The sequence below is a fragment of the Paraburkholderia sp. A3BS-1L genome (assembly GCF_051125215.1).
Classification (GTDB): Bacteria; Pseudomonadota; Gammaproteobacteria; order Burkholderiales; family Burkholderiaceae; genus Paraburkholderia.
Genome location: NZ_CP120442.1, coordinates 1,960,672 through 1,986,664 on the forward strand (window position 1 = coordinate 1,960,672; position 25,993 = coordinate 1,986,664).

General features: G+C 65.0%; 19 protein-coding genes. 8 read left to right on the top strand and 11 right to left on the bottom strand.

Translation table 11 applies throughout. The annotated features are described in order from the left end of the window. Nucleotides 1–86: 86 nt before the first annotated feature. The 5 genes from P5W99_RS08885 to P5W99_RS08905 all read right to left on the bottom strand — a co-directional run bounded on the left by P5W99_RS08885 (nt 87) and on the right by P5W99_RS08905 (nt 4,000). The gene (locus P5W99_RS08885; protein ID WP_421024178.1) at nt 87–1,580 is read right to left on the bottom strand and encodes a type II and III secretion system protein family protein; all 1,494 of its coding nucleotides are present in this window, start codon (nt 1,578–1,580) and stop codon (nt 87–89) included. A gap of 96 nt (nt 1,581–1,676) precedes the next feature. Continuing rightward, nucleotides 1,677–2,618, bottom strand: coding sequence for a Flp pilus assembly protein CpaB (gene cpaB / locus P5W99_RS08890; RefSeq protein WP_421024179.1), 942 nt, complete (start codon nt 2,616–2,618; stop codon nt 1,677–1,679). A gap of 89 nt (nt 2,619–2,707) precedes the next feature. After that, entirely contained in the window at nt 2,708–3,211 is a 504-nt protein-coding gene (locus tag P5W99_RS08895) for a TadE/TadG family type IV pilus assembly protein (RefSeq protein WP_421024180.1), read from the bottom strand. Further along, nucleotides 3,208–3,711, bottom strand: coding sequence for an A24 family peptidase (locus P5W99_RS08900; protein ID WP_421024181.1), 504 nt, complete (start codon nt 3,709–3,711; stop codon nt 3,208–3,210). Before P5W99_RS08900 ends, P5W99_RS08895 begins: the two co-directional genes overlap by 4 nt. Before the next feature lie 106 nt (nt 3,712–3,817). Further along, nucleotides 3,818–4,000: a Flp family type IVb pilin gene (locus P5W99_RS08905; protein WP_421024182.1), complete on the bottom strand. Its 183-nt coding sequence runs from the start codon at nt 3,998–4,000 to the stop codon at nt 3,818–3,820. A gap of 676 nt (nt 4,001–4,676) precedes the next feature. Between P5W99_RS08905 and P5W99_RS08910 the strand changes: the two genes are divergently transcribed. The 4 genes from P5W99_RS08910 to P5W99_RS08925 all read left to right on the top strand — a co-directional run bounded on the left by P5W99_RS08910 (nt 4,677) and on the right by P5W99_RS08925 (nt 10,533). Continuing rightward, nucleotides 4,677–6,293: a collagen-like triple helix repeat-containing protein gene (locus tag P5W99_RS08910; RefSeq protein ID WP_434662498.1), complete on the top strand. Its 1,617-nt coding sequence runs from the start codon at nt 4,677–4,679 to the stop codon at nt 6,291–6,293. Nucleotides 6,294–6,359: 66 nt separating this feature from the next. Beyond that, nucleotides 6,360–7,874 (top strand): collagen-like triple helix repeat-containing protein, encoded by a 1,515-nt coding sequence (locus P5W99_RS08915; RefSeq protein WP_434660280.1) that lies wholly within the window; start codon nt 6,360–6,362, stop codon nt 7,872–7,874. A 234-nt stretch (nt 7,875–8,108) separates the two neighbouring features. Then, a complete protein-coding gene (locus P5W99_RS08920; RefSeq protein ID WP_434660282.1) occupies nt 8,109–9,824 on the top strand; it encodes a ShlB/FhaC/HecB family hemolysin secretion/activation protein in 1,716 nt (571 codons plus the stop codon). 223 nt (nt 9,825–10,047) lie between these two features. Next, entirely contained in the window at nt 10,048–10,533 is a 486-nt protein-coding gene (locus P5W99_RS08925; RefSeq protein ID WP_421024185.1) for a DUF2147 domain-containing protein, read from the top strand. 139 nt (nt 10,534–10,672) lie between these two features. Here P5W99_RS08925 and P5W99_RS08930 read toward each other — a convergent pair whose 3' ends face one another. The 6 genes from P5W99_RS08930 to typA all read right to left on the bottom strand — a co-directional run bounded on the left by P5W99_RS08930 (nt 10,673) and on the right by typA (nt 20,466). Continuing rightward, a complete protein-coding gene (locus tag P5W99_RS08930) occupies nt 10,673–11,134 on the bottom strand; it encodes a transposase (protein ID WP_434660284.1) in 462 nt (153 codons plus the stop codon). Between the two features lie 148 nt (nt 11,135–11,282). Then, nucleotides 11,283–12,380: a cell division protein ZapE gene (zapE, locus tag P5W99_RS08935; protein ID WP_421024188.1), complete on the bottom strand. Its 1,098-nt coding sequence runs from the start codon at nt 12,378–12,380 to the stop codon at nt 11,283–11,285. A 124-nt stretch (nt 12,381–12,504) separates the two neighbouring features. Then, nucleotides 12,505–13,935, bottom strand: a complete 1,431-nt coding sequence (lpdA, locus tag P5W99_RS08940; RefSeq protein ID WP_421024189.1) for a dihydrolipoyl dehydrogenase — start codon at nt 13,933–13,935, stop codon at nt 12,505–12,507. A gap of 108 nt (nt 13,936–14,043) precedes the next feature. Continuing rightward, nucleotides 14,044–15,315, bottom strand: coding sequence for a 2-oxoglutarate dehydrogenase complex dihydrolipoyllysine-residue succinyltransferase (odhB, locus tag P5W99_RS08945; RefSeq protein WP_421024190.1), 1,272 nt, complete (start codon nt 15,313–15,315; stop codon nt 14,044–14,046). 124 nt (nt 15,316–15,439) lie between these two features. Next, complete coding sequence (locus P5W99_RS08950; RefSeq protein ID WP_421024191.1) at nt 15,440–18,304, bottom strand: 2-oxoglutarate dehydrogenase E1 component; 2,865 nt, start codon at nt 18,302–18,304, stop codon at nt 15,440–15,442. 335 nt (nt 18,305–18,639) lie between these two features. Then, nucleotides 18,640–20,466 (bottom strand): translational GTPase TypA, encoded by a 1,827-nt coding sequence (typA, locus tag P5W99_RS08955; RefSeq protein ID WP_421024192.1) that lies wholly within the window; start codon nt 20,464–20,466, stop codon nt 18,640–18,642. Nucleotides 20,467–20,794: 328 nt separating this feature from the next. On the opposite strand from typA, the gene P5W99_RS08960 reads away from it, so the two are divergent. From P5W99_RS08960 to P5W99_RS08975, 4 genes are all read left to right on the top strand, one after another. Continuing rightward, nucleotides 20,795–21,301: a MarR family winged helix-turn-helix transcriptional regulator gene (locus P5W99_RS08960; RefSeq protein ID WP_434660288.1), complete on the top strand. Its 507-nt coding sequence runs from the start codon at nt 20,795–20,797 to the stop codon at nt 21,299–21,301. A 92-nt stretch (nt 21,302–21,393) separates the two neighbouring features. After that, nucleotides 21,394–22,989 (top strand): efflux transporter outer membrane subunit, encoded by a 1,596-nt coding sequence (locus P5W99_RS08965; protein ID WP_421024194.1) that lies wholly within the window; start codon nt 21,394–21,396, stop codon nt 22,987–22,989. A gap of 47 nt (nt 22,990–23,036) precedes the next feature. Then, nucleotides 23,037–24,284: an EmrA/EmrK family multidrug efflux transporter periplasmic adaptor subunit gene (locus P5W99_RS08970; RefSeq protein ID WP_421024195.1), complete on the top strand. Its 1,248-nt coding sequence runs from the start codon at nt 23,037–23,039 to the stop codon at nt 24,282–24,284. A 46-nt stretch (nt 24,285–24,330) separates the two neighbouring features. Then, nucleotides 24,331–25,896, top strand: a complete 1,566-nt coding sequence (locus P5W99_RS08975; RefSeq protein WP_434660291.1) for a DHA2 family efflux MFS transporter permease subunit — start codon at nt 24,331–24,333, stop codon at nt 25,894–25,896. The last annotated feature ends 97 nt before the right edge of the window (nt 25,897–25,993 follow it).

Sequence of the window (25,993 nt, forward strand, 5' to 3'; positions counted from 1 at the left end):
CTCTCCTGTCGGCCGGAGTTCGCGCTTTAACGCCTTACTCCGGTCCCATGCAAAGCCTTGCTGCTCGCGCAGCGACTGCCGCCGCATCACGGCGAAAATCCCGGCACTGGATCGCGCGATGCCGCGCCGCCCAGCAGCGAGCGCCACACCGGCGCATTGCGCTGCTCGGACAACTCACCGGGCGTGCCGGGCAGCTTCGCGTCCCTGGCGAGCGGCGACACCAGATGCGGCGTCACGATGATCACCAGTTCCTTGTCGTTTTGCTGATAGTTCAGTTGCTTGAAGAACGTGCCGATGATGGGCAGGTCGCCCAGCACGGGCACCTTGTTCACGTTCGACGCCGTTTCGCGATCGATCAGCCCGCCGATCACGAAGCTCTCGCCGTCGCCGAGCTCCACGGTCGTTTCGGTGCGGCGCGTGGAGATCGCGGGCACCGACACGCCGCTGATCGTCACCGCGTTCGCGAAGTCGAGCTGGCTCGCCTCGGGCGCGACCTTGAGCGCGATGCGTTGCGGCGAAAGCACCGTGGGCGTGAGCGAAAGCCCGATACCGTAGGGCTTGTATTCGATCGCCGTGGCGCCGAGCGCCTGCGGCACCGGCACCGGAATCTCGCCGCCTGCGAGAAAGCTCGCGCTCTGGCCCGAAAGCGCGACGAGCGTGGGCTCGGCGAGCACGCGCGCGAGGTTGTTCGTCTCCATCAGGCTCAGATCGGCGAACAGCCCGTGCGTCGCGGAGGCGAACACCAGATTGAACGCGGACGCGATCGGCACGGCGGCCTGCAGCGCGGTGCTCGCCAGGCTCGACGAATTCGACGCCGAGCCCACCCCCGCCGATCCCCCCGGCGTATTGATGCTCCCCGAGGAAAACGAGGTCGGCGTGAACGAGCCGAACGCAAAGCCATTGTTCTGGTGAACGAAATTGAAGCCGATCTGCTTGAGCACGCTACGGCTGAACTCGACCACGCGCACGTCCACCTGCACGACCGAGCGCGTCGCGATGCTCGACGTGTCGAACACGTTCGCGCCCTTGCCGCGCTTTGCGCCCCTGCCCCCGCTGTCGTCCGCTCCGCTGTCTGCGTCCTTGCCGCCCTTCCCGCTCGCCCGAACCGACGCCTGCGCGGCAGCCACCGCGCGCTGATGCTGCTCCATCGACGCGGCGCGGCCGGCAATGAGCGCCGTGTCGCCCAGCACCTTCAGGTCAGGCGTGCCGGTATCGAGCAGCGCGCGCGCTGCGCCCGTCGTCACGTTGACCGTGAGCGTGCGCGGCGCGCCGCTGCCCTGCCACAGCATCACGTTGGTCGTGCCCGCGCCCTTGCCGACGAGCAGCACGCCGCCGCGCCGGTCGCCGCGGATCACGAGCACGTCGGCCACCGATGGGTCGCCCACGGCGATGCGCGTGAGCGCACCCGTGACAGGCAGCGTGCGCTGCTCGCCCACCGCGATATCGACGCTGGATGGCACGCCGTCCGCGACGTCCTGCGCCTGCGCGGGCGGCGACGCCCATGCGGGGATGGCAGCGAATGCGAGGCCGCCCGCGCAGGCGGCGGCCGCAACCACGGCGAAAGTCCTCGTTATCGTCATCGTGTTCCTGCTTCTTTTGTATACGGCCAGATCTGCGCACTTTGTCGAAGGCAGTTCGAGCACCGCGCTCCCGTACAGCCCTTCCCTTTGCATCCTTTACCAAGCGACCGTTTCCGCGCGCCCGCCCCGTATCACTTCGAGCCCACCGTGCGCGGACGCACTGGCGCGGCGCGGCGCGGCCTGCGCGATCGGCGGCGTTTCGCGCGGCGCGCCGCCGCCCGCGAGCTGGTCGAGCGCGACACCCGCCGCCGCCCGCGTGGAACCATCGGGCGCCGTGTGCGTGGCCACCTTGAGCACGCCCGGTTGCGGGCCGAACGCGGCGGGATCGACTTGATCGTCGTCCGTTGGGTTGCGTAGCGCGAGAATCAGTTGTCCCTGGCTTTGGGCCAGCGCGAGCTGATCGACTTCGGTCACCGGCACCGCGAGCACCGCCGTGCGTGGCGTCCCGGTCTGCGTGCCGAAGTTGGTGGTGCGCTGGCCCGCTGCGCTGCCCGACGCTGCGGGCTGCGCACCGAACACCAGCACGCGCGCCTTCGAAATCAGAAGACGCGCCTGGGTGCGGCCGACTTCGCCGCCGTTCATGCCACTGCCGTCGCGGCGCAGCGTAAAGAACACGTCGACATAATTGCCCGCGTGCAGGACATTGCCGACCGCATTGGTCTCATCGATGCGCACGGCCACAGCGCGCTCGCCCGGCGCCAGGCTCGTCGCGATACTGGACGAAAGCTGCTGGTCGAGCACGGGCGCATCGGCGGCGATATCGGCGAGCGGCACGCGGCCCGCAACCAGAGCGCTATCGCTCACCGCGCCCTGCGGATGAATCGGCAGCGGCTGGACGCGCAGCGCATCGGCGGGAATTGGCTGGCCTGCTGGCAATGCGCGTGTGGCCACCACGACCGGCGTGAGCGAGCGCGTGGACGCCGGCGGCGGCGCGATGGATGGCGGCGGCGGACGACGCGCGAGCATCCATGCGAGCAGCCCGAGCACGAGCGCGCCCGCAATCAGGAGTCCTGCAGTGACTTTGGTCAGATTGGCCATGAGCGGTCATCCACAATGCGTGCGAATGGGGTGTCGTATGGCCACCCAGTCCGACTCGGCAATAGGATCGAAGGCATGCGCAAAGGGCTTCACAGGAGATTCTCCGGATCGATTTGCACGGTAGCCTGGCCCACGAGCGATGACGGCGCGAGCAGCCCCATCAGCGGCAACGGCGGCACCAGCGGGTTGGCGCCCCACGCGTAGGTGAGCGTAATTTGAACGCAATCCATTGCCGTGTTCTCCGTGCACCCGGCCGGCGCGGTGTTGACCGACTGCGTGCATTGAGGCGCATGCGTGAGCCAGTTCATGACCGCCAGCGCCCGCGTGCAGGCAGCCTGCGCGCGGCTAGCAAGCGCCGAAGCGGAATTGGCGCCGTTCTGATAAATGAGCGCCGCGCGCGCGCCTTCCGCGGCAGCCGCGGTCAGGCTCTGCTGCACAAGAAAGATCATGCTGTACATGACGATCGCATAGAGAATCGCGAAGAAAAGCGGAAATGTGACCGCAAACTCGATCGCGGCGACACCGCGTTGCGCCCGCTTGCCACGACCTGCTTTCGAGGCAATGTCGCGCGTGTTCGTTGTGCGCGCAATCATGCCGACCACCCGGGCATCAACTGGAGCACGAGCCAGACCAGCGCGGGCACGCTCAGGCACGCGGCATATGGCGTACCGCGCCGCGCCCCCATGGCAACGAGCCGCGCGGGACGCGCCGCTGTGACCGGTGCGCGGGCGCGCAGCGTGATGAGCATGGCGAGCGCGTGCACGAATGCGGCCAGACTCGCGACAATCCACAGGCCCACGAGTGGTTGCATGCCGCACCACGCGCCGAGCACCGCGAAGACCTTGGCGTCAGCCGCGCCCATCATGCCGAACACGAAGAACGGCATGAGCGCGGCAAGGCCAACAGCGGCGGCGGCCAGCGCCTGACCGATGCCGAGATGCGCTGGTCCCGCGTGCAGCAGCGCTGCCGCCAAAGCGGCGGCGAACCCTGCGCCCACGAGTGTGTTCGGCACGCGGCGCGAGCGGCAGTCGCACACAGCAACGGCCACAGCCCATGCGCCGAACACAAGGCTGGATAAATAGAATGGAATCATCGAGAAAGGTGCGCGCGCAACCATCCAGCGCGCACTCGAAAGCAAGTGTGCGCTGGAGCTTTTAGTTAGTGAGCGATGGTGAGCGTTAGCTTAAACGCTCAATCACTTATATCCCGGCGGTTATACCCGTTACCTTGTTCGCGATGGCCGTGAAAAGTAACCCGAGATCGGTTCCCAAATTGGTGGCGCTGACAAGGACGGCCAGCGCAACAACCCCCGCAATAAGCCCATACTCAAGCGCGGTAACCCCTTCTTCCGACTTCGCGAATTTCGTTATCAGCTTGTTCATTTCGGCCCTCTCTCTTCTTTGCGTTCTCACGCTGATCTGCATCGGTGCTCGCAGTGCAATGCTGCTGAGCTGTGCCAATGCATCCGGTCCTCGAACTGCCCATGCCAGTCCGCCAACGTTTCAGGCATATCGCAGCACGCCCCTCAACCATGCTACGTAAGGCTTTATTTGTATTTTTTGTCTGTGCGGTTTTTATAACGTAACGCTCTGCGTAACGCAATCGCTCGTTACGCAAACGCGAAGTCGTAATTGCATTATCGGCATCCGCGATTCGCGGTTTACTCCGGGCAAACCATGATGCCACTATTCAGGACTGGATAATCTAACCAGATTTAACGTTTGCGCGCTTCTCCCAGTCGGCATACAGCCGCCATGTCATCGATCTTATTTCGACGATGTGACTTTTCTGCCCCGTTACGGCAACGCCCGTAACACTGCGCTCTCCGCGTTACGTGACGTAACACGCGGCATCACGTAACGCTTCATTTCGGCCTCCGTCATTCGTTCGACAAAAGCATTCACAAGTGCTTGATACGTCTTGATTAGACGAAACCCTCCAGACCTCGTTGTGTGTGCGCGTGCACATTGGCATGCCTGTTGCGGTGTAAGGAGCGCAGGTCCGATGGACCAGCCACACAACACCAACAAAAACACCATACGAACCGAGGGCAACATCATGAACAATCAGCGCATCGCGAATGCAGCGCGCTTGACGGCTATCGCTGCAACCATCGCCACGCTGCTCTCGTTGACCGCCTGCGGCGGCTCGGGCTCTCTCAGCAGCGGTACCGGGGGCGGCAGCGGCGGCGCACTGCAGACAGACGGCGGTGCGAGTGGCGGCGTAGGCGGCGGCAGCGGAAACGGCAGCGGCTCCGGCGCGGGCTCCACCACCTCCGCCGAGAATGGCAGCGGCTCGGGCAGCGTCGGCAACGGCACCACCACCGGCGACAGCGGTTCAGGCACGGGTAATGGCTCCGGCACGGGAGGCGGCACAGGAAACGGCGCGGGCGGCACGACCACCGGCTCCAATGGCAGCAGCGGCGGCACGCCCGTCGCGGCCAATGCCGTGGGGGCCGTTGCGCACGCCGCAGGGAACATCGTGGATGACACAGGCTCGACCGTTTCGGGCATCGGCGGCACGATCGCCGCGCAGACGCTGCCAGGCGTCAACCCGCAAACCACCCAGGCCGTGGGAGGTTTCGTCCAGAACGTGGGCGGCGCGGTCTCCACGCTCGGCAACGGCGTGTCCCAGGGGCTGGGCCAGCTCGGCGCGAGCAGCAATCCGGTAGGCACCACGCTGTCGAGCACGGGCGGCGTCGTGAGCGACGCGGGCCAGGCCGTCACCAGCACGGGCCAGCTCGTCACGAGCCTCGGCAGCGGCCCGCTCGCACCGCTCGCCGCCGTCACGACGCCGGTGGGCGCCACGGTCAGCACCGTCGGCACCACGGTCACGAGCGTCGGCAACCAGCTCACCGGCACATTGACGCAAGGCCCGGTGCAACAGGTCACGCAGCAACTGAGCTCGACCATCACGCCGATCACCTCCGTGCTCGCCTCCACCACGCAGACCGTCGGCAGCACCACGGGCGTAGGCACGCCGGTAGCAGGCCTGTTGCAGACGCTCGGCGGCAGCATCCAGAAAGGCGGTGCGCTAGTCGCTCAAAGCGGCGGTACGAATCCCGTCACGGCGGGCATGGGCAACCTCGTCGCCGACACGGGCAAGACCGTCGCCACGGCTGGCAACCTGCTGACGGGCGGCACAGCGAGCAGCGGCACCAATCCGCTGGGCGGCACTCCGCTCGCCCCCGTCACGACCATCCTGAGCAGCGTGACCGGTGGCGCGACTGGCGGTGGCACGGCAGGCATCGGTGCGGGCATTGGCATTGGTGTTGGCGCAGGCACGGGCGGCAGCAATCCGCTCGCACCGGTCACGGGTGCGCTCACCACCGCCACCAGCACGCTCGCCTCCGCCACGGGCGGCAGCGCCAGCCCGCTCGCACCGGTCACGGGCCTCGTCGCCGGCACTCTCAACACCGTCACTGGCGCGCTCACCCACACCGTGAGCGGCGCTGGCGGTGCGGGCGGCGCCGTCGTTGCAGGCGCTGCGCTCGGCGCGGGCCCCAGGCCGGCCGCCACCTCGGGAACATCCAGCACGCCGGCCGTCAGCACCACCAGCGCGGCTCCCGCGCTCTCGCTCTCCTCGCTGACGGGCGGCAATTCCAGCGGCAGTGCGGGGAGCCCGCTCGCCGGCCTCACGTCGATCGTCGGCGGCCTGCTCGGAGCCAAGAAGTAATCCGCTTCGTCTATTCCGCGTTCCAGCGCCTCTTTCAGCTTCAGATCCAGTCCAGGAGACAGCGTCATGTTCAGCAGCTTCACCGTGAGCCCCCACCACCGCGCTGTTGCGCTCGTGCACAGCCTGCGCCTCACCGCGCTCGCCGCTGCCGTGGCGTGCAGCGTCGCCGCCTGCGGCGGCAGCAGCTACACGCCGCCTTCCGCTTCTGCGGCTCCGACCGGCACAACGGGCCCGAGCGGCACCGGCGGCACCAGTGGCGCCGGAGGCAGCTCGACTGCCGGCACCGGCGGCGGCTCGGGCAGCAACAGCGGTGGCGGGACCACCACCGCATCGACCGGCACGAGTGGCGTGGTCAACACGGTGGCCAAAAGCGCCAACGACCTCGGCAACGCCGTCGGTTCAACCACGGTGCCGGGCACGAGCCCGCAGGTCAGCCAGGGTCTCGGCGATGCCGTGTCGAGCACCGGCACGGTCGCCGGCGCACTTGCCAACGCTGTCTCGAACGGCATCGGCGAAACCGGCTCGACGCCCAATCCGGTCGGCACGACCGCGGCCGGGCTCGGCAACGTGGTGAGCGCAACCAGTGGCGTCGTCGAGGGCGCGGCCACCGCGGTCAACGGCCTCGGCAGCGGACAACTCGCGCCGCTCGCCCCGGTCACGACGCCGCTTGCCAGCGCTCTCGACACGACAGCCAACGCCGTGAACGCCACGGGCACGACGCTCGGCAACGTGCTCTCGTCAGCTCCGGTGCAACAGGCCACGCAGCCCGTCGGCACGGCCATCACGCCGATCGTCACCACGGCGGGACTCGTCACTCAGCAAGTGGGCACGTCGACGGGCCTGGGCGCGCCGGTTTCGGGCTTGCTCGCACAAGTCGGTGGCACGCTGCAGACGGCCGGCACGAAAGTCGCCTCGACGACCGCAGGCTCACAACAGGCAAACGGCGCGCTCGGACCGGTCGGCGCGGATGTCGGCACGCTGGTCGGCGCCCTCGGCAATACGGTCACAAACGCGGGCGGCCTCGTCAATCCGAACGGCCCGAACGGCGCCGCGCCGATCCCTGGCCTCATCACCAGCGTCGTGGGCGGGAGCACCGCACTCGTCGCGAACGGGCCGCCGACCGGCGCGGCGGCAGCGGGCCCGCTCGGCGTGCTCAACGCGACCGCCGCGAGCCTCGGCCTCGGCGGCACGCCGCTCTCGGCAGTGACGGGCGCGGCTTCCAGCGCTACGGGTGGCGCGGGTGGCGTGGGCGCGCTCACCAGCGGCCTCGGCAGCCTGCCCGTCGCGGGAGGGCTGCTTTCGGGCGTGACTTCCGCGGCCACCTCGGCCACCAACGCAGTGGGCGGCGCCACAGGCAGCGGCAGCTCGGGCGCTGCTGCGGCGGCGGGTCCGCTCGCAGCACTCGCGGGCAGCGGCAACGGCGGGGGGACAGCCACGCTGCTCACGCCGGTTACGGCGCTCGTCGGCACGGTCACGGGCGCCCTCGGCACGACGGCCGGCGCAACGGGTTCTTCGAGCAGTTCTGGCATGGCAGGCGCATCAGGGGGACTGCTGAGTGGCGTACTGCACAAGCTGCCGTAGCGCGCACAGCCATCGCCATGCAAGACGGGCAATGCATGACGCGGCGTTTGGAGAGGAATGCCGCGTCACACAACGTCCGGCAACACAGCAGCATGTAGTATGGATTACGAAGCAATAAAACGCAGGCGATCAGGGAGTCATATAAAGACCGCCGAAAAGGCGGCACAAAGAGACGGGCGCGCCGGGGCATTCAGGCAACCGGCGCGCACTGTCCGACAAGTCGAGGGTAGTTCAATGAAAGGCGCACCATGGGCCGTGCTCGCCACGGCGGGGATCATCGCGAGCGCGGGCTTGACGGGAGTCGCGCTCGCACAGCAGAACCGGCCGGTGTCGGCGGGTGGTTTGCAGGGCGGCAATCCCCTGGATGCCCTGCCCCAAATCAACGCGCCAAAGAAGGCGCCCAGCGTGACGGTGCAGGTGCAGCAGCAAGCGCCCGCGCTCGAGCAACTGCTCGCCACGCACATCACGCCCACCACCTTCAAGGTCGAGGGCGTGAAATCGATTCCGTTCGACGAGGTCGCCCGCCGCTTCGCGCCGCTCGCGAATCACGACATCACGATCGGCCAGCTCATCGAAACCGCCAATGGCGTGACGAAGCTCTATCAGGACCGGGGCTATGCGCTCTCGTTCGCATTCGTGCCCGCGCAGGACTTCGCGGGCGGCGTGGTGCGCATCACGGTCGTGGAAGGCTACGTGAAAGACGTGAAGATCACAGGCAAGCCCGGCGCGCTCGAGGGCAGGATGCGCGCGATCGCTGCGCACATCGCCGAAGACCGGCCGCTGCGCACCGCCACGTTCCAGCGCCACATCAACGTGCTCGGCATGCTGCCGGGCCTCAAGGTGAAGGCGAACGTGCCACCGCCCACGACCACCGACGGCGCCACCACGCTCGAACTCGACGCCACGCAAAAGCCCTGGGACGTGAGCACCGGCATCGACTTCAATCACCCCGGCGTGCAGGGCCTCCTCACGCTCACCGAAAACGGCCTCACGCCGTTTGGCGAGCAGTTGAGCTTCTCCGCACTGTTGCCCAAAGGACGCGACAACGTCACGTACCTCGCCGCACACGCGGCCGTGCCGATCGCGAGCGACGGCCTCGCCGCGAAGCTCGACGCCTCGCACTATCGCGGCAACCCGGTCGACAACCCGGGCCTGCCGGCTTACGTGGAGCGCACCGTCATCAGCGACAAGCTCACGGGCTCGCTCTCGTATCCGCTGCTGCTGGGCAATACACGCAGCCTCATCGGCACCGCGAGCGCCTACGCAGCACACGACGAGGACCGCTACCGCAACACCCTCAACGGACTGCAATACGACCTGAGTTCACAGGTGCGCGTGCTGCAGCTGCAAGCCGATTACACCGAGGTGAAGCCGGGCCAGGTGCGCAAGGCGAGCCTCGTGGTGGCGAAGGCCTTCGACATTCTCGGCACGTCGAAGTCGGCCCAAACGAATATTCCCGGTCTCTCGCTGCATAATCCGGTGTCGCTGAATTTCGTGCGCACCGATGCCTCGTATTCGCAGAGCAACGACTGGCCGATGGGCTTTGGCACGTCCGTCGCCGCAACCGGGCAATACAGCCCGAACACGCTGCCGACTTCCGAGCAGATCTCGTTCGGCGCGCAGCGCTTCGCGGCGGGCTATCAGCCCGGCGAGGCATCGGGTGATTCGGGCTGGGCCTTCGTGCTCGAGCTCAATCATCCATTCAGGCTGGGCAAGGTATGGCTGCAGTCGATCACGCCGTATGTTTCGTTCGACATGGCGCGCGTGTACCTGCATGCGGGCACGCCCTCGCCTTCGCGGCTTTCATCGGCTTCGGCGGGGTTCCGGATCACGGACGGCAAGTACTACAGCCTCGATCTCTCGGTGGCGAAGGCGCTGGCCGATGCGCCCGTTGAAAGCGCGTCGCGCAGCCCGCGCGTGAATGCGACGTTCTCGTATCAGCTCAATTGAGGCAAAAGCCGCAAACCGGGCCGATTCACGACGACAGCCCGCCAGGCACGGTGCGTGCTCCACGCGCCATGCACGTCGACTAGAGTTTCTCCTCGCAAACGCGCGAAGCGCTTTCGCGTATCCTGCGCTGACCGCCGCGCGCCTTTGCCGCAGTTCGCTGCCACGCAACCGGGCTCGCAGCGGTTTGACGCACACATACCGATAAACATCAGTGGAGGAAGACATGTTCCCGTTCAACGACCGCGGCAACGCGTTCGCCGCCCGTGCGGCGCGTCATATCGTGCTGGCCGGGGCGCTGCTTGGCGGCGTGATCGCCGCTCACGCGCAATCGAATTCGCCCGTCGGTGTCTGGCAAACGATCGACGATCACAGCGGGCAGCCCAAAGCGCTCGTGCAGATCAGCGAAGATGGCAGCGGCGGCCTCACCGGCAAGATCATCAAGGGACTGGGCGCGAACGATCAGCCGGACCGCCGCTGCACGTCATGCACGGACTCGCGCAAGGACCAGTTGATTCTGGGCATGACGATCATCGATGGCATGAAGCAGGCCGGCAGCGAATGGGATGGTGGGCACATTCTCGACCCCGAGAACGGCAAGGTGTACCGCTGCAAGATCCACACCGAAGACGGCGGCCAGAAGCTGGTGGTGCGCGGTTATCTGGGCATTTCGCTGCTGGGACGATCGCAGACCTGGGTACGCCAGCAGTAATCCAAAAAGCTCGCGCGAGCGCTCAAAAAACGCGAAGGCTGCCTTGTGACTAGGCGGCCTTCGTGAGTATTAACGCGCGTACAACGCGCCCCTATTTGGTCAAGCGCGGTCAAACGCGATGAAGCGCGATGAAGCGCAATCAAGCCGTATGCCGATACACCGACCGATAACTGAACGGCTGCGGCACAGCGGACGTGGCGGGGCTGAACGGCGAATGGCGCGTGGTGGATGGCAGTCCGGGCAAGCCTTCCTGAACGCGCGCGGCAGCCTTTTCGGCGCGGCTCAGATGCTTGCGCATGCGCGATTCGATTGTGTCGCACAACGCGATGCCCTCTTCGCCGAAAAGCTCGGCCATCACGCGCTTGAGAGCTCCTTCGTCATGCCAGGCTTTGAAGCGGCGATGGCAGGTTTGATAAGACGGGTAGCGGCGCGGCATGGCCGACCACGTAGCGCCGCTATACATGACCCACAAGACGCCGTTGAGCACCGAACGGGTGTTGGCAAGCGGACGGCCGCGCATTTCCGAGCGCGGGCGCAGTTCTGGCAGCAGCGGCATCACGCGCTGCCATTCTTCCTCGGTAATATCGCGATGGGGGGTCATGGTCTACTCCTTTGTCAGAACCTGTCCTGACTAAAGATATCGACTTGACCCGGCGGCCCCTATCAGACGAGTCCGAATCTTGAAAATGCGGATCCTCGCCCGTTTTTTCGACGTAGTAATGGTTTTTCCGGGGCCATAAGCCCGCTGCTTACGTGAGCGTCGTATCGACGATGCGGCGCGGCGTTTCCAGATACTCCTTCGATTGCATCTCGACGATGCGCGAAACCGTGCGCGTGAACTCGTTGGCCATCGGTCCCTCCACATAGAGCTCCTCGGGCGGCACCGCGGCCGACATCAGCAGTTTCACCTTGTGGTCGTAGAACACGTCGATGAGCCAGGTGAAGCGGCGCGCTTCCGACTGCATGCGCGGCGTCATCTGCGGCACATCGGAGAGGATCACGGCGTGGAAGCGGCTCGCGAGTTCCAGATAGTCGTTCTGCGAGCGCGGCCCGCCGCACAGCGTGGCGAAATCGAACCACACGACGCCATCGGCCTTGCGCAATGCCTTGAGCTCGCGCTTCTCGATGCGCAGCAGCGGGCTTTCGTCCGGCACGGCGGCCAGCTCCGCGAACGAATGGCGCAACGCCTTGTCCGCAGCCGCGCCAAGCGGCGTGTGATAGACCTCGACCTGCGCGAGCGTGCGCTGACGATAGTCGATGCCGGCGTCGACGTTCAGGACATCCAACTTTTCCTTGATGAGCTCGATGGCCGGCAGCATGCGGTCGCGATGCAGGCCGTCGGGATAGAGCAGATCGGGATCGTAGTTGGACGTCATCACGAACTGCACGCCATTCTTGAACAGACCATCCAAAAGGCGATAAAGAATCATCGCATCGGCGATGTCGGAGACGTGAAATTCGTCGAAGCAAATCAGGCGATAGCGCTTCGCGATGCGGCGCGCGAGTTCATCGAGCGGATCGGCCTGGCCCTTGAGCTCTTCGAGTTCGCGGTGCACTTCGCGCATGAACTCGTGAAAGTGCAGGCGCGTCTTGCGTTGCAGCGGCACGACCGCATAGAAACTGTCCATCAGGAAGCTCTTGCCGCGGCCCACGCCTCCCCACATATAAACGCCGCGCGGCAGATCCGGGTGATTGATGAGCTTCCAGAACGCGTTCGAGCGGCGGCCCTTGTAGGCGACCCACTCGTCGTAGCACCGCTGCAGCCGGTCGATGGCGGTACGCTGGGCCGTATCCGGTTTATAGCCCCGCTTCTGCAGTTCGTTTTCGTAGTATTCGGTGACGTTCATTTTTCTGGACCGCAAACAAAAAGAGGCGGGAGAGCCTGAGCTCACCCGCCTCTGTACTAATGCATGGTGCTGCGAGGCAGAGTCCTGTCTCTTCGAAGGAGACTTGCCACCCTGCCCTCGGCGCTTACATGTTGAGCGCGCGCTTGTCGGTGGCGAGCGCCGCTTCGCGCATGACTTCGGACAGCGACGGGTGCGGATGGCAGATGCGGCCGATGTCTTCGGCGGCAGCCTTGAACTCCATCGCCACCACGGCTTCCGCGATCAGGTCCGATGCGTTCGCCGAGATGATGTGCACGCCGAGCAACTCGTCGGTCTTCGCGTCGGCGATCATCTTCACAAAGCCGTCGGCCTTGTTGATGCCGAGCGCGCGGCCGTTCGCCATAAACGGGAACTGGCCCGTCTTGATGTCGCGGCCTTCGGCTTTGAGCTGCTGCTCCGTCTTGCCGACCCACGCGATTTCCGGCTCGGTGTAGATCACCCACGGAATGCAGTTATAGTCGATGTGCGGCTTCTGGCCGTCGATGATCTCGGCCACCAGCACGCCTTCGTCTTCGGCCTTGTGCGCGAGCATCGGGCCGCGCACCACGTCGCCGATCGCGTAGACGTTCGGCACCGACGTTGCGCAGTGGTTGTCGACGTCGATGAAGCCGCGCTCGTTGGCCTTCAGGCCGATCGCTTCGAGGCCGAGGTTGTCGGTGTTCGGCACGCGGCCAACCGACACGATCAGGCGGTCGGCTTCGAGCACTTGTGCGTTGCCGTCCTTGTCCGTGTAGTTGATCGTGACGCTCTTGTCGGTGGCCTTCACTTCGCCGACCTTCACGCCGACGTGAATGTCGAGACCCTGCTTCTTGAAGAGCTTCGCGGCTTCCTTCGAGAGCGACTGATCGGCGGCGCCGAGGAATTCCGGCAGCGCTTCGAGGATCGTGACATCGGCGCCGAGACGGCGCCACACCGAGCCGAGTTCCAGGCCAATCACGCCTGCGCCGATCACGGCCAGCTTCTTCGGCACGGAGTCGAACGTGAGCGCGCCTTCGTTGTCGGCGATGATCTTGTTGTCGACGGGCATGCCCGGCAGATGGCGCGCCTTCGAGCCCGTCGCGATGATGACGTTCTTCGCCGTGACGACTTCGGTTTCACCTTCGCCGCTCACTTCGATCTGCACGCCAGCGTCATTCTTGCCCGTGAACTTGCCATGACCCTTGAGCCACGTGATCTTGTTCTTGCGGAACAGGAACTCGATGCCCTTGGTCATCTTCTCGACGATGCCGTCCTTGCGCTCGAGCATTTTCGCGACGTCGATCTTCACGTCGGCCACGCTGATGCCATGGTCGGCGAGATGATGCTGGGCATTTTCAAACTCTTCCGACGACGCGAGCAGCGCCTTCGACGGAATGCAGCCCACATTCAGGCAGGTGCCGCCGAGCTTCAGCGCGCCGGCCGGGTTCTTCCACTTTTCGATGCACGCAACCGACTTGCCGAGCTGCGCAGCGCGAATCGCCGCGATATAGCCGCCGGGGCCGGCGCCGATCACGACGACGTCAAATTCTTTGGACATGGTCATCCTTTCGATACGTGAGCGCGGCGCGCGGACCCCGGCTTCCGGAATCCGCACGCACGGCGCTCAGTGTGAGACTTGATGCTTCTTCTTGATGAAGCCCGCGTTTTACAGGTCGAGCAGCAGGCGAGCCGGATCTTCCAGCGCGTCCTTCATCGCGACCAGCGACAGCACGGCTTCGCGGCCGTCGATGATGCGGTGGTCGTACGACATCGCGAGGTAGTTCATCGGACGGATCACGATCTGGCCGTTCTCGACCACAGCGCGTTCCTTCGTTGCGTGCACGCCGAGAATCGCCGACTGCGGCGGGTTGATGATCGGCGTCGAGAGCATCGAGCCGAACACGCCGCCGTTCGAGATCGAGAACGTGCCGCCCGTCATTTCCTCGATCGAGAGCTTGCCGTCCTTGGCCTTCTGACCGAATTCGGCGATCTTCTTCTCGATGTCGGCGAGGCTCATCTGGTCTGCGTTGCGCAGGATGGGCACCACCAGACCGCGCGGCGAGCCGACCGCGATGCCGATGTCGAAGTAGCCGTGGTAGACGATGTCGTTGCCGTCGATCGACGCGTTCACGAGCGGGAACTTCTTCAGCGCGTGGACTGCTGCCTTCACGAAGAACGACATGAAGCCGAGCTTCACGCCGTGTTCCTTCTCGAACTTGTCCTTGTACTTGTTGCGCAGGTCCATGACCGGCGCCATGTTCACTTCGTTGAACGTCGTGAGAATGGCGTTGGTCTGCTGCGACTCGAGCAGACGCTCGGCGATACGCGCACGCAGACGCGACATCGGCACGCGCTGTTCCGGACGGTTGTTGAGCCAGTTGGCAGCCGATGCCGGCGCATTGACTTGCGGCAGCACGGGCTTCGCGGCAACGGCCTTCGCAGCTGCCGGTGCGGCTGCCGGAGCGGCCTTCGGCGCACCTGCGCCAAGCACGTCCTGCTTCGTGATGCGGCCGTCACGGCCGGTGCCTGCGACGTCGCCGCCCGAGAGGCCCTGCTCGGCCATCAGCTTCGACGCTGCGGGCGAGGCCACGGTGCTGCTGGCCGTCGATGCGGCAGCGGCGGCAACCGGTGCGGCTGCGGGAGCTGCGGCAGCCGGTGCTGCGGCAGCGGCCGGGGCCGCAGCGGCGCCCGCCTTGGCTTCCGTGTCGATCTTCGCGATCAGCTGTTCGCTCGTAACGGTCGAGCCATCGCCCACGATGATTTCGCTCAGCACGCCGGCAGCCGGCGCGGGCACTTCGAGCACGACCTTATCGGTTTCGATTTCGATGACGACTTCGTCCTGGGCAACAGCTTCGCCCGGCTTCTTCTTCCACTGCAGCATCGTGCCTTCCGACACCGACTCCGAAAACTGCGGGACCTTGACTTCTACGATAGCCATGTGATTTTCCTGAATACTGTATCGGGGATTTTCCCCGTATGACGAACCGGGTCGCGCACTTGAGCGCGGGAAAGCGCGTGATGAATGAAACGCGCTTTCCCGGTTCGATTCGCTCTATGTGTGCTTACTTCGCGACCTGCGCGCCCTTCAGGCGGCCGAACGCACCTTCGATCAGCGTCTTTTGCTGCTCGTAGTGCTTCGCGTAGTAGCCGACGGCCGGCGAGGCAGAGGCAGGACGACCGCTGTACGCGAGCTTCATGCCTTCCTTCATGCCTTCCTTCAGGTGGTGCTCGATGTAGAACCACGGGCCCTGATTCTGCGGCTCGTCCTGCACCCACACCACTTCCGTCGCGTTGTCGTACTTCTTCAGCTCGGCTTCGAACTGCTTGTGCGCGAACGGATAGAGCTGTTCGATACGGATGATCGCGACGTCGTTCGACTTCGATTCGCGGCGATGCGCGACGAGGTCGTAGTACACGCGACCCGAGCAAGCGACGATGCGCTTGACCTTCTTCGCGTCGATGGTGTCGTCCACTTCGCCGATGACCGGCTGGAACGTGCCCTTCGCGAGTTCGGACAGGTCCGACACGGCTTCCTTGTGACGCAGCAGCGACTTCGGCGTGAAGATGATGAGCGGCTTGCGGAACAGGCGGATCATCTGGCGGCGCAGCACGTGGAAGATCTGCGCGGGCGTGGTCGGCTGGACGACCTGCATGTTGTGCTCGGCGCACAGTTGCAGGAAGCGCTCGATACGCGCCGACGAGTGCTCCGGACCCTGACCTTCGTAGCCGTGCGGCAGCAGCATCGTAAGACCCGAAACGCGGCCCCACTTCACTTCGCCCGACGAGATGAACTGGTCGATCACGACTTGCGCGCCGTTCACGAAGTCGCCGAACTGGCCTTCCCACGCGACGAGCGTGTTCGGCTCAGCCGTCGAATAGCCGTACTCGAAGCCAAGCACCGCTTCTTCGGAGAGCACCGAGTCGATCACCGTGAAGCTTGCCTGGTTCTCGCCGATGTTCTGCAGCGGGATGTACGTGCCGTCATTCCAGCGTTCGCGGTTCTGGTCGTGCAGAACGGCGTGACGGTGCGTGAACGTGCCGCGGCCCGAGTCCTGGCCCGTGAGGCGCACGGCGTAGCCCGAAGCAACCAGCGACGCGAATGCGAGGTGCTCGCCCATGCCCCAGTCGAGCTTCGCTTCGCCCTTGCCCATCGCGCGGCGGTCGTTGATGACGCGCTCGACCAGCGGGTGAACCTTGAAGTTCTCGGGGATCGTGGTGATGCGCTCGGCCAGACGCTTGAGTTCCGCGAGCGGCACTGCCGTATCGGCAGCGTCGGTCCACTTGCGGTTCAGGAACGGCACCCAGTCCACCGCATACTTGCTCTTGTAGTTCGAGAGCACCGGGTCGACCGTGTGGTGGCCTTCGTCCATCGCGGCACGGTAGGCCTTGACGTAGTTGTCGCCATCTTCAGCCGAGATCACGCCCTGCTGCACGAGCTTCTCGGCGTACAGCGCACGGGTGCCCGGGTGCTTCGCGATCGTCTTGTACATGAGCGGCTGCGTGACCGCCGGGGTGTCCTGCTCGTTGTGGCCGAGCTTGCGGAAGCAGATGATGTCGACCACGACATCCTTGTGGAACTGCATGCGGAACTCGACCGCGAGCTGGATCGCCAGCACGACCGCTTCCGGATCGTCGCCGTTCACGTGCAGCACCGGCGCTTCGATCATCTTGACCACGTCGGTACAGTAGAGCGTCGAACGCGCGTCGCGCGGGTCCGAAGTCGTGAAGCCGATCTGGTTGTTGATGACGATGTGCAGCGTGCCGTGCGTGCCGTAACCGCGCGTTTGCGCGAGGTTCAGCGTTTCCATCACGACGCCCTGGCCCGCGAAGGCGGCGTCGCCGTGGATCTGCACCGGCAGCACTTGCAGGCCGTTTTCGTCGCCGCGGCGGTCCATACGGGCCTTGGCCGAACCTTCGACCACCGGGTTGACGATTTCGAGGTGCGACGGGTTGAACGCGAGCGACAGGTGCACCGGACCGCCTTCGGTCGCGATGTCCGACGAGAAGCCCTTGTGGTACTTCACGTCGCCAGCCGGCAGATCGTCGACGTGCTTGCCTTCGAATTCGGCGAACAGGTCCGACGGCATCTTGCCGAGCGTGTTCACGAGCACGTTCAAGCGGCCGCGGTGGGCCATGCCGATCACGATTTCCTGGACGCCCTTGGCGCCTGCGTGACGGACGACTTCGTCCATCGCGGCGATGAAGGACTCGCCGCCTTCGAGCGAGAAGCGCTTCTGGCCGACGTACTTGGTGTGCAGGAAGCGCTCGAGGCCTTCGGCCGCCGTCAGGCGCTGCAGGATGTGCTTTTTCTTCTCGTTCGAGAAGTTGGGCGTCGAGCGGATCGACTCGAGACGCTCCTTCCACCAGCGCTTTTGCTCAGGATCGCTGATGTACATGTACTCGGCGCCGATCGTGCCGCAATACGTGTCGCGCAGCGCCTTGACGATCTCGCGCAGCGACGCACGCTCGAACCCGAAGTACAGGTTCGTGGCGCTGAACGTCTCGTCCATGTCGGCTTCGGTGAAGTCGTAGAACGCGGGCTCGAGCTCGGGAATATTCGGACGCTCGCGGCGCTTCAGCGGATCGAGGTTGGCCCATTGCGAGCCAAGGAATCGATAAGCACCGATGAGGGACTGGACGTACACCTGCTTGCGTGCCGTGGCGAGGTCTTCGCCGCCTCCGCGCGGAATGAACGCGTTGGCCTTGGCGCGCTGGGCAAACGACTCGACGATCGGCCCATGGGCGATGTCGTTGTCCGTGGTGCCGCTCGACGACGGCACGTTTTGCAGTGCGTCGAAGTACTCGCGCCAGGTGTCCGGAACGGACGCAGGGTTATCAAGATATGCTTCGTATAGCTCTTCGACATACGGAGCATTGCCGCCGAACAGATAGGAGTTCAGCTGGAATTGCTTCATCGTTTCCGACATTTACGCTCACCTTTCTTCGAGTTTCTCGAGAAATAGCGGGTTACTCAACCTTCCGCGCCACGGCCTGACCGTTTAGCGGATTGCGAATCAAGTCTGCTTGGAAGGACCTAAATCATGCATCCGCGGAGGATATCACAGAAGTGATACCCGCCATAGATTGCAATGTGGCACGAACGCGCACGCAAACCCTTTGTAGACGGGCCTTTGCGGCATTCGCAACACACTCTTTACGCACTGCAACACAATTGTTGCGAGACGCAAAAAAGCCGCCCACAAAGAGGCGGCTTTTCTGGCTTCCAGCTTGCATTGCAGTGCGCAAAATTCAATAGCTGCGCTTATTCGGCAGCGGCCTCGCGGCTCGCGCGGCGACGCTCGTGCTCTTTCAGATGACGCTTGCGCAGACGAATCGACTGCGGCGTGACTTCCACGAGTTCGTCGTCGTCGATGAATTCGACTGCGTATTCGAGCGACATCTGGATCGGCGGCACGAGGCGCACGGCTTCGTCGGTGCCCGAGGCGCGCACGTTGGTGAGCTGCTTGCCCTTGATCGGGTTCACGACGAGGTCGTTGTCGCGGCTGTGAATGCCGATGATCATGCCTTCATAGAGCGCGTCGCCCGGCTTCACGAACATGCGGCCGCGGTCTTGCAGCTTCCACAGCGCGTAGGCGACGGCAGCGCCATCGTCCTGCGAGATCAGCACGCCGTTGCGGCGCTCGCCGAGCGAGCCTTCGCGAATCGGACCGTATTCGTCGAACACGTGGCTCATCAAGCCCGTGCCGCGCGTGAGCGTCATGAACTCGCCCTGGAAGCCGATCAGGCCACGGGCCGGAATCTTGTACTCGAGACGCGTGCGGCCGCGGCTGTCCGAAGCCATGTCGAGCATTTCGCCCTTGCGGCGGCCCAGCTCTTCCATCACGCCGCCCTGGTGGGTGTCTTCGACGTCGACGGTCAGCAGTTCGTACGGCTCCATCTTCACGCCGTCGACTTCATGCAGCACCACGCGCGGACGCGACACGGCCAGCTCGTAGCCCTCACGGCGCATGTTCTCGATCAGGATCGTGAGGTGCAGTTCGCCACGGCCCGACACTTCGAAGGTGGTTTCGTCGCCGGTGTCCTTCACGCGCAGCGCGACGTTGTGGTTCAGCTCCTTCGTGAGACGGTCGCGGATCTGGCGGCTCGTCACGAACTTGCCTTCGCGGCCCGCGAGCGGCGACGAGTTCACGAGGAAGTTCATCGTCAGCGTGGGCTCGTCCACCGTGATCATCGGCAGCGCTTCGGGGTTGTCGACCGCGCAGATCGTGGCGCCGATGCCGATGTCTTCGATGCCGTTGATCAGCACGATGTCGCCAGCTTCAGCCGACTCGACCTGCACGCGCTCGAGGCCGCTGAACGACAGCACCTGATTGATCTTGCGGTTCATCACCTCGCCTTCCGGGCCGAAGCGCAGCGCCACCGGCTGACCCGGCTTGATGCGGCCGCGCTTGATGCGGCCCACGCCGATACGGCCCACGTAGGTCGAATAATCGAGCGAGGTGATCTGGAGCTGGAGCGGACCATCCGGATCGGCGTCGCGCACCGGCACGTGTTCGAGAATCGCTTCGAACAGCGGGCGCATGTCGCCTTCGCGCGCATCGGCGGAAAGCGACGCGTAGCCGTTCAGGCCCGATGCATAGACCACCGGGAAGTCGAGCTGCTCTTCGGTCGCGCCGAGCTTGTCGAACAGATCGAAGGTCTGGTTGATCACCCAGTCGATACGCGCGCCCGGGCGGTCGATCTTGTTGACGACGACGATGGGCTTCAGGCCGAGCGCGAGCGCCTTCTTCGTGACGAAGCGCGTTTGCGGCATCGGGCCTTCGACGGCGTCGACGAGCAGCAGCACCGAGTCGACCATCGAGAGCACGCGTTCGACCTCGCCGCCGAAGTCGGCGTGGCCCGGGGTGTCGACGATGTTGATGTGGGTGCCTTCGTACTCGACCGCGCAGTTCTTCGCGAGAATCGTGATCCCGCGCTCTTTTTCGATGTCGTTCGAGTCCATGACACGTTCGGCGACCTGCTGGTTGTCACGGAAAGTGCCGGACTGGCGCAGCAGTTGGTCGACGAGCGTGGTCTTGCCGTGGTCGACGTGGGCAATGATGGCGATGTTGCGAAGGGCGCGGGACATAGGAACCTGGGTACTCAGTTGGGTGCGGCGCAAGAACTCGACAGCGGGCTCGCGCAACGGTTCTGCGCGCGCTCCGACACTCGGATCGGGCATTGCGAACAGACGTTGTGAATGACGCACTTTTGGGAACCTGAAATTATAGCACGTGCAGATGAATTGATCGTGCTCATACTCAGGAGGCCCTGGAAGGCACGGCCGGGGCGCATCGCGCCCGATTAAGACCTTGCCCGGCAAAAGTTTCTCTGCCCTGCCACAATAAACCCTTGCCGCGTCAACTAACGGCTCCTATAATCCATGCTTGGTCAATCATTGCAGCCGCAGCAGAAACATGACGGATCCGACTCCCACGCCGCAGCCCGAAGTGCGCGATTACGACTTCGGCGAAAGCGTTGGCTACCTCCTTTCGCGGGTGAAATCGACGATGTCGAACCTGATCACCCAGCGCACCGTCGCCGAACTCGGCGTGACGAGCCAGCAAGCCAGCGTGCTGTTCATGGTGGCGAGCGGCAAGTGCGTGCTGGCGGCTGAGCTCGCGCGCGAGTACGGCATCGACGCGAGCGCGGTGACCCGACTCGTCGACCGGCTCGAAAAGCGCGGCCTCCTCAAGCGCGTGCGCAGCTCCGAAGACCGCCGCGCCGTGCGCCTCGCACTCACGCCCGAGGGCGAAGCCATCGCGGCGCGCATGCCGGCCATCTTCACGAGCGTGACGAACAGGCTCTCGCAAGGTTTTACACCCGAGGAAATCGGTTTCCTCAAGAGCATGTTGCGGCGGGTTCTTGCCAATAGCTGCGAAGCTACGCAGAACACGGGACAGAACTCACCGCCCAATTCATGACAGGGCAAGTAAATTCGCGGCCGCAGCACGAAAAAATAGCTGCAATGTCCAGCTTTACCTCACTTTTTTCGACTCACTCCATGAGACGAGCAATGAAACCCGGTGTCCAGTTTCCCCAGTTTGCGTCAGCGCTCTCCTGCCGGGGGGCGATCGCCGCCGCGGTGGCGACGCTCGCGCTGGCGGGCTGCGCGAACTACTTCGGCGTCAAGAGCGACAAGACCATCGCGCAACCGCAACAGTTCGAGACCTCGCAGAGCATCCCGGCCGCAGGCGGCCAGTGGCCGACGCTCGACTGGGCGCAGCAGTTCGGCGACCCGCAGTTGCCCAAGCTCATCGCCGAGGCACTCGAGGGCAGCCCAACCATCGCACAGGCGCAGGCCCGCATCGCCAAGGCATCGTCGTATATCGAGACGTCGACGGCTGGGCTCTATCCGAAGGCCAACGCGAGTTATTCGTGGACCCGCCAGATCTTCACGGAGAACACGATCTTCCCGCCGCCCTACGGCGGCACCTGGTACAACGAGAACAACGCGCTCGCGAGCGCGTCGTGGGATCTGGATCTGTGGGGCAAGAACCGCCAGCGGCTCGCTCAGGCGGTGTCCGCCCAGCGCGCCGCCCAGGCCGACATGCAGCAGGCGCGCATCACGCTCGCTGCGTCGGTCGCCCGCACCTACAACCAGCTCGCGCAACTCTACGCGCTGCGCGACATCGCGGCGCGCGAGATCGACAACCGCAAGACCATCGGCACGATCACGAACGGCCGCGTGGCGGCGGGCCTCGACACCAACGTCGAGCGCCAGACCGCGAACGGCAACATCGCGACGAGCCAGGCAAACCTCACGCAAATCGACGGCCAGATCCAGAGCGTGCGCTACCAGTTGGGCGCGCTGCTCGGCAAGGGCCCGGACCGTGGCCTGCAGATCGCGCAGCCGGTGCTCAACCCGGTCGCCGACATGACCCTGCCCGGCAACCTGCCCGCCGATCTGCTGGCGCGCCGCCCGGACATCGTCGCCGCGCGCTGGCAAGTCGAAGCCGCCATGCACGACGTGAAGGAAGCCAAGGCCGAGTTCTATCCGGACGTGAACCTGAGCGCCGCGATCGGCCTCGACGCGTTCGGCTGGGGCCGTTTCCTGACCTTCTCGAGCCGCACGATGAACTTCGGCCCGGCCGTGCATCTGCCGATCTTCGACGCGGGCGCGCTGCGCGCACAGTTGAAGAGCCGCTACGCCGACTTCGACCTCGATGTGGCGAACTACAACCAGACGCTCATCAACGCGCTCCAGCAGGTGGCCACGCAGGTTTCGTCGATCCGCTCGGCGGACCAGCAGCTCGTCGACGCGCAGCACGCGCTCGACGCCTCGTCCAAGGCATACGAGCTCGCCGTGATCCGCTACAAGGCCGGGCTATCGGAGCAGCTCCAGGTGCTCAACGCCGACCAGAACCGCCTCGCAGCGGAACAAACCGTCTCGAACCTCAAGATGCAGCGCCGCGACCAGCAGATGGCGCTCATCACGGCGCTCGGCGGGGGCTTCGACGCGCACGACGCGGACCTCGTGCCGCCGGTCGAGATCGGCAGCGACGCCAAAAGTCAACGTGGTCAAAGCGACGTGAACGGCGGCCCGTGGAGCCGCACGTCCGTGCCGGCGCAGAACACCGCGGCCTCGGCAAGCGCGCCCGCCTCGAACTGAACACCCATAACTGAACGAACAGCACGCCAGAACCCGGAGATCCTTCCATGAGCACCCCCCAGCAACCGGCGGCCAATCCGCAGCCGAACGCGAACAACGGCAAGCGCAAGCGCATGATGACGCTGCTTGTGCTCGTGATCGTGATTGCAGCCATTGCCTACGGCCTCTATTACTTCCTCGTCGCGCGCTTCTCCGAGAGCACCGACGACGCCTACGTGAACGGCAACGTCGTGCAGATCACGCCGCAGGTGACGGGCACGGTGATCGCCGTGAACGCAGACGACACGCAAACGGTGAAGAGCGGCGACCCGCTCGTGCAGCTCGATCCCGCCGATTCGCGCATCGCGCTGCAACAGGCCGAGGCGAATCTCGGCCAGACGGTGCGCCAGGTGCGCGGCCTCTTCGCCGACGACAGCCAATACCAGGCGCAAGTCGCCGTGCGTCAGGCCGACCTTTCGCGCGCCCAGGACGATCTGCGCCGCCGCATGCAGGTCGCGCAGACGGGTGCCGTCTCGCAGGAAGAAATCTCGCACGCACGCGACACCGTGAAGAGCGCCCAGGCCGCGCTCGAGGCTGCGCAGCAGCAGCTCGCCGCGAACCGCGCGCTCACCGCGAACACCACCATCGCCAACCACCCGAACGTGATGGCCGCTGCCGCCAAGGTGCGCGACGCCTATCTGGCGAACGCGCGCAACACGCTGCCCGCACCAGTGACGGGCTACGTGGCGAAGCGCTCGGTGCAGGTGGGCCAGCGCGTCTCGCCGGGCACGCCGCTCATGTCGGTGGTGCCGCTGAACGCCGTGTGGGTGGACGCCAACTTCAAGGAAGTGCAGCTCAAGCACATGCGCATCGGCCAGCCGGTCGAGATGACGGCGGACGTGTACGGTTCGTCGGTGGTCTATCACGGCAAGGTGGTGGGCTTCTCGGCGGGCACGGGCTCGGCCTTCTCGCTGCTGCCCGCGCAGAACGCCACGGGCAACTGGATCAAGGTGGTTCAGCGCCTGCCGGTGCGCGTCGCGCTCGATCCGCAAGAGCTCAAGAAGCACCCGCTGCGCATCGGCCTGTCGATGCAGGTCGACGTCAACATCAAGGACGACACGGGCAGCCAGCTCGGCAACGCGCAGAACACGGTTTATCAGACCAGCGTGTTCGAGAAGTACGGCGACGAAGCCGATGCCGAAATCGCCCGCATCATCGCGGAAAACGCAGGCCAGAGTGCGGGGCAAAACGCCGGCAAGGCGCAGCTCTCGTCGGCGGGCAACGGCGCCGCGAAGCCCGCGGCCAGGGTGATGTAAGCGCGATACAGCAACGACCGCAACGACATCAACGAATAAGCACTCAATGGCAGCACAACAACCCGTAGTCCATCCGCCGTTGCAGGGCGCGCAACTCGTGATCGGCACCATCGCGGTGTCGCTCGCGGTGTTCATGAACGTGCTGGACACCTCGATCGCGAACGTGTCGATCCCGACGATCTCCGGCGACCTGGGGGTCGCCTCGGATCAGGGCACGTGGGTCATCACCTCGTTCGCGGTCGCCAACGCGATCTCCGTGCCGCTCACCGGATGGCTCACCGACCGCATTGGCCAGGTGCGCCTGTTCATGGCGTCGATCATCCTGTTCGTGATTTCGTCGTGGATGTGCGGCCTCTCGCCCAACCTGCCCTTCCTGCTAGCCTCGCGCGTGCTGCAAGGCGCCGTGGCCGGCCCGATGATCCCGCTCTCGCAAACGCTGCTGCTCGCGAGCTATCCGCGTGCGAAAGCGCCCATCGCGCTCTCGATGTGGTCGATGACCACGCTGATCGCGCCGGTGGCCGGCCCGATTCTCGGCGGCTGGATCTCGGACAACATCTCGTGGCCGTGGATCTTCTACGTCAACATCCCGGTGGGCATCATGGCTGCCATCGCCACGTGGGCGATCTTCCGCAACCGCGATTCGATCATCAAGAAGGCGCCCATCGACGGCGTGGGCCTGGGACTCCTGGTCGTCTGGGTCGGCTCGCTGCAGATCATGCTCGACAAGGGCAAGGATCTCGACTGGTTCGCGTCCACCACGATCGTCGCGCTCGCGCTCACGGCGGTGATCGCCTTCGCGTTCTTCGTGATCTGGGAGCTGACCGCCGATCACCCCGTGGTCGATCTTTCGCTCTTCGCAAGGCGCAACTTCACGGGCGCAACGATTGCGCTTTCGGTGGGCTACGGTCTTTATTTCGGCAATCTCGTGCTGCTGCCGCTGTGGCTGCAAACCACGCTGGGCTACACCGCAACCGATGCGGGCATCATCATGGCGCCCGTGGGCTTCTTCGCGATCATGCTCTCGCCGATCACCGGCCGCCTCCTGCCGCGCACCGACCCGCGCTATATCGCGACAGCGGCGTTCGTGGTGTTCGCGCTGTGCTTCTGGATGCGCTCTCAATACACGACCGGCGTGGACACCTGGGCGCTCACGGTGCCCACCTTGATCCAGGGCATCGGCATGGCAGGCCTCTTCATTCCGCTCGTCTCGATCACGCTCTCGGGTCTGCCCGGCAACCGCATTCCGGCGGCGTCGGGTCTGTCGAACTTCGTGCGGATCATGTGCGGCGGCATCGGCACCTCGATCTTCGAGACCGCGTGGGACCATCGCACGACGTTCCACCACGCGCGCCTCACCGAGCAGGCCACGCTGGCCAACCCGGTCTTCAATCAGTCGATGCAGCAGATGCAGAACGCGGCCGGGATCGATCCCGCGCAAGCACACGGGTTGTTCGACCGCATGGTCTCGCAGCAGGCCGCACAGCTCGGCGTGAACGACCTTTTCTGGATTTCGTCGGCGATCTTCATCGTGCTGATCGCGCTGATCTGGATCACGCGTCCCGAGCGCACCGGCGGCGGCGATGCGGGCGCGGCGGCCTCGGCGGCGCATTGAGCGCGTAGCGCGTGCGGTGACTCCGGCACGCGCGCTCCAGCAGCAAAAACGGCACGTCCGGTTCAACACCGGCGTGCCGCTTCTTCATGTTTCTTCA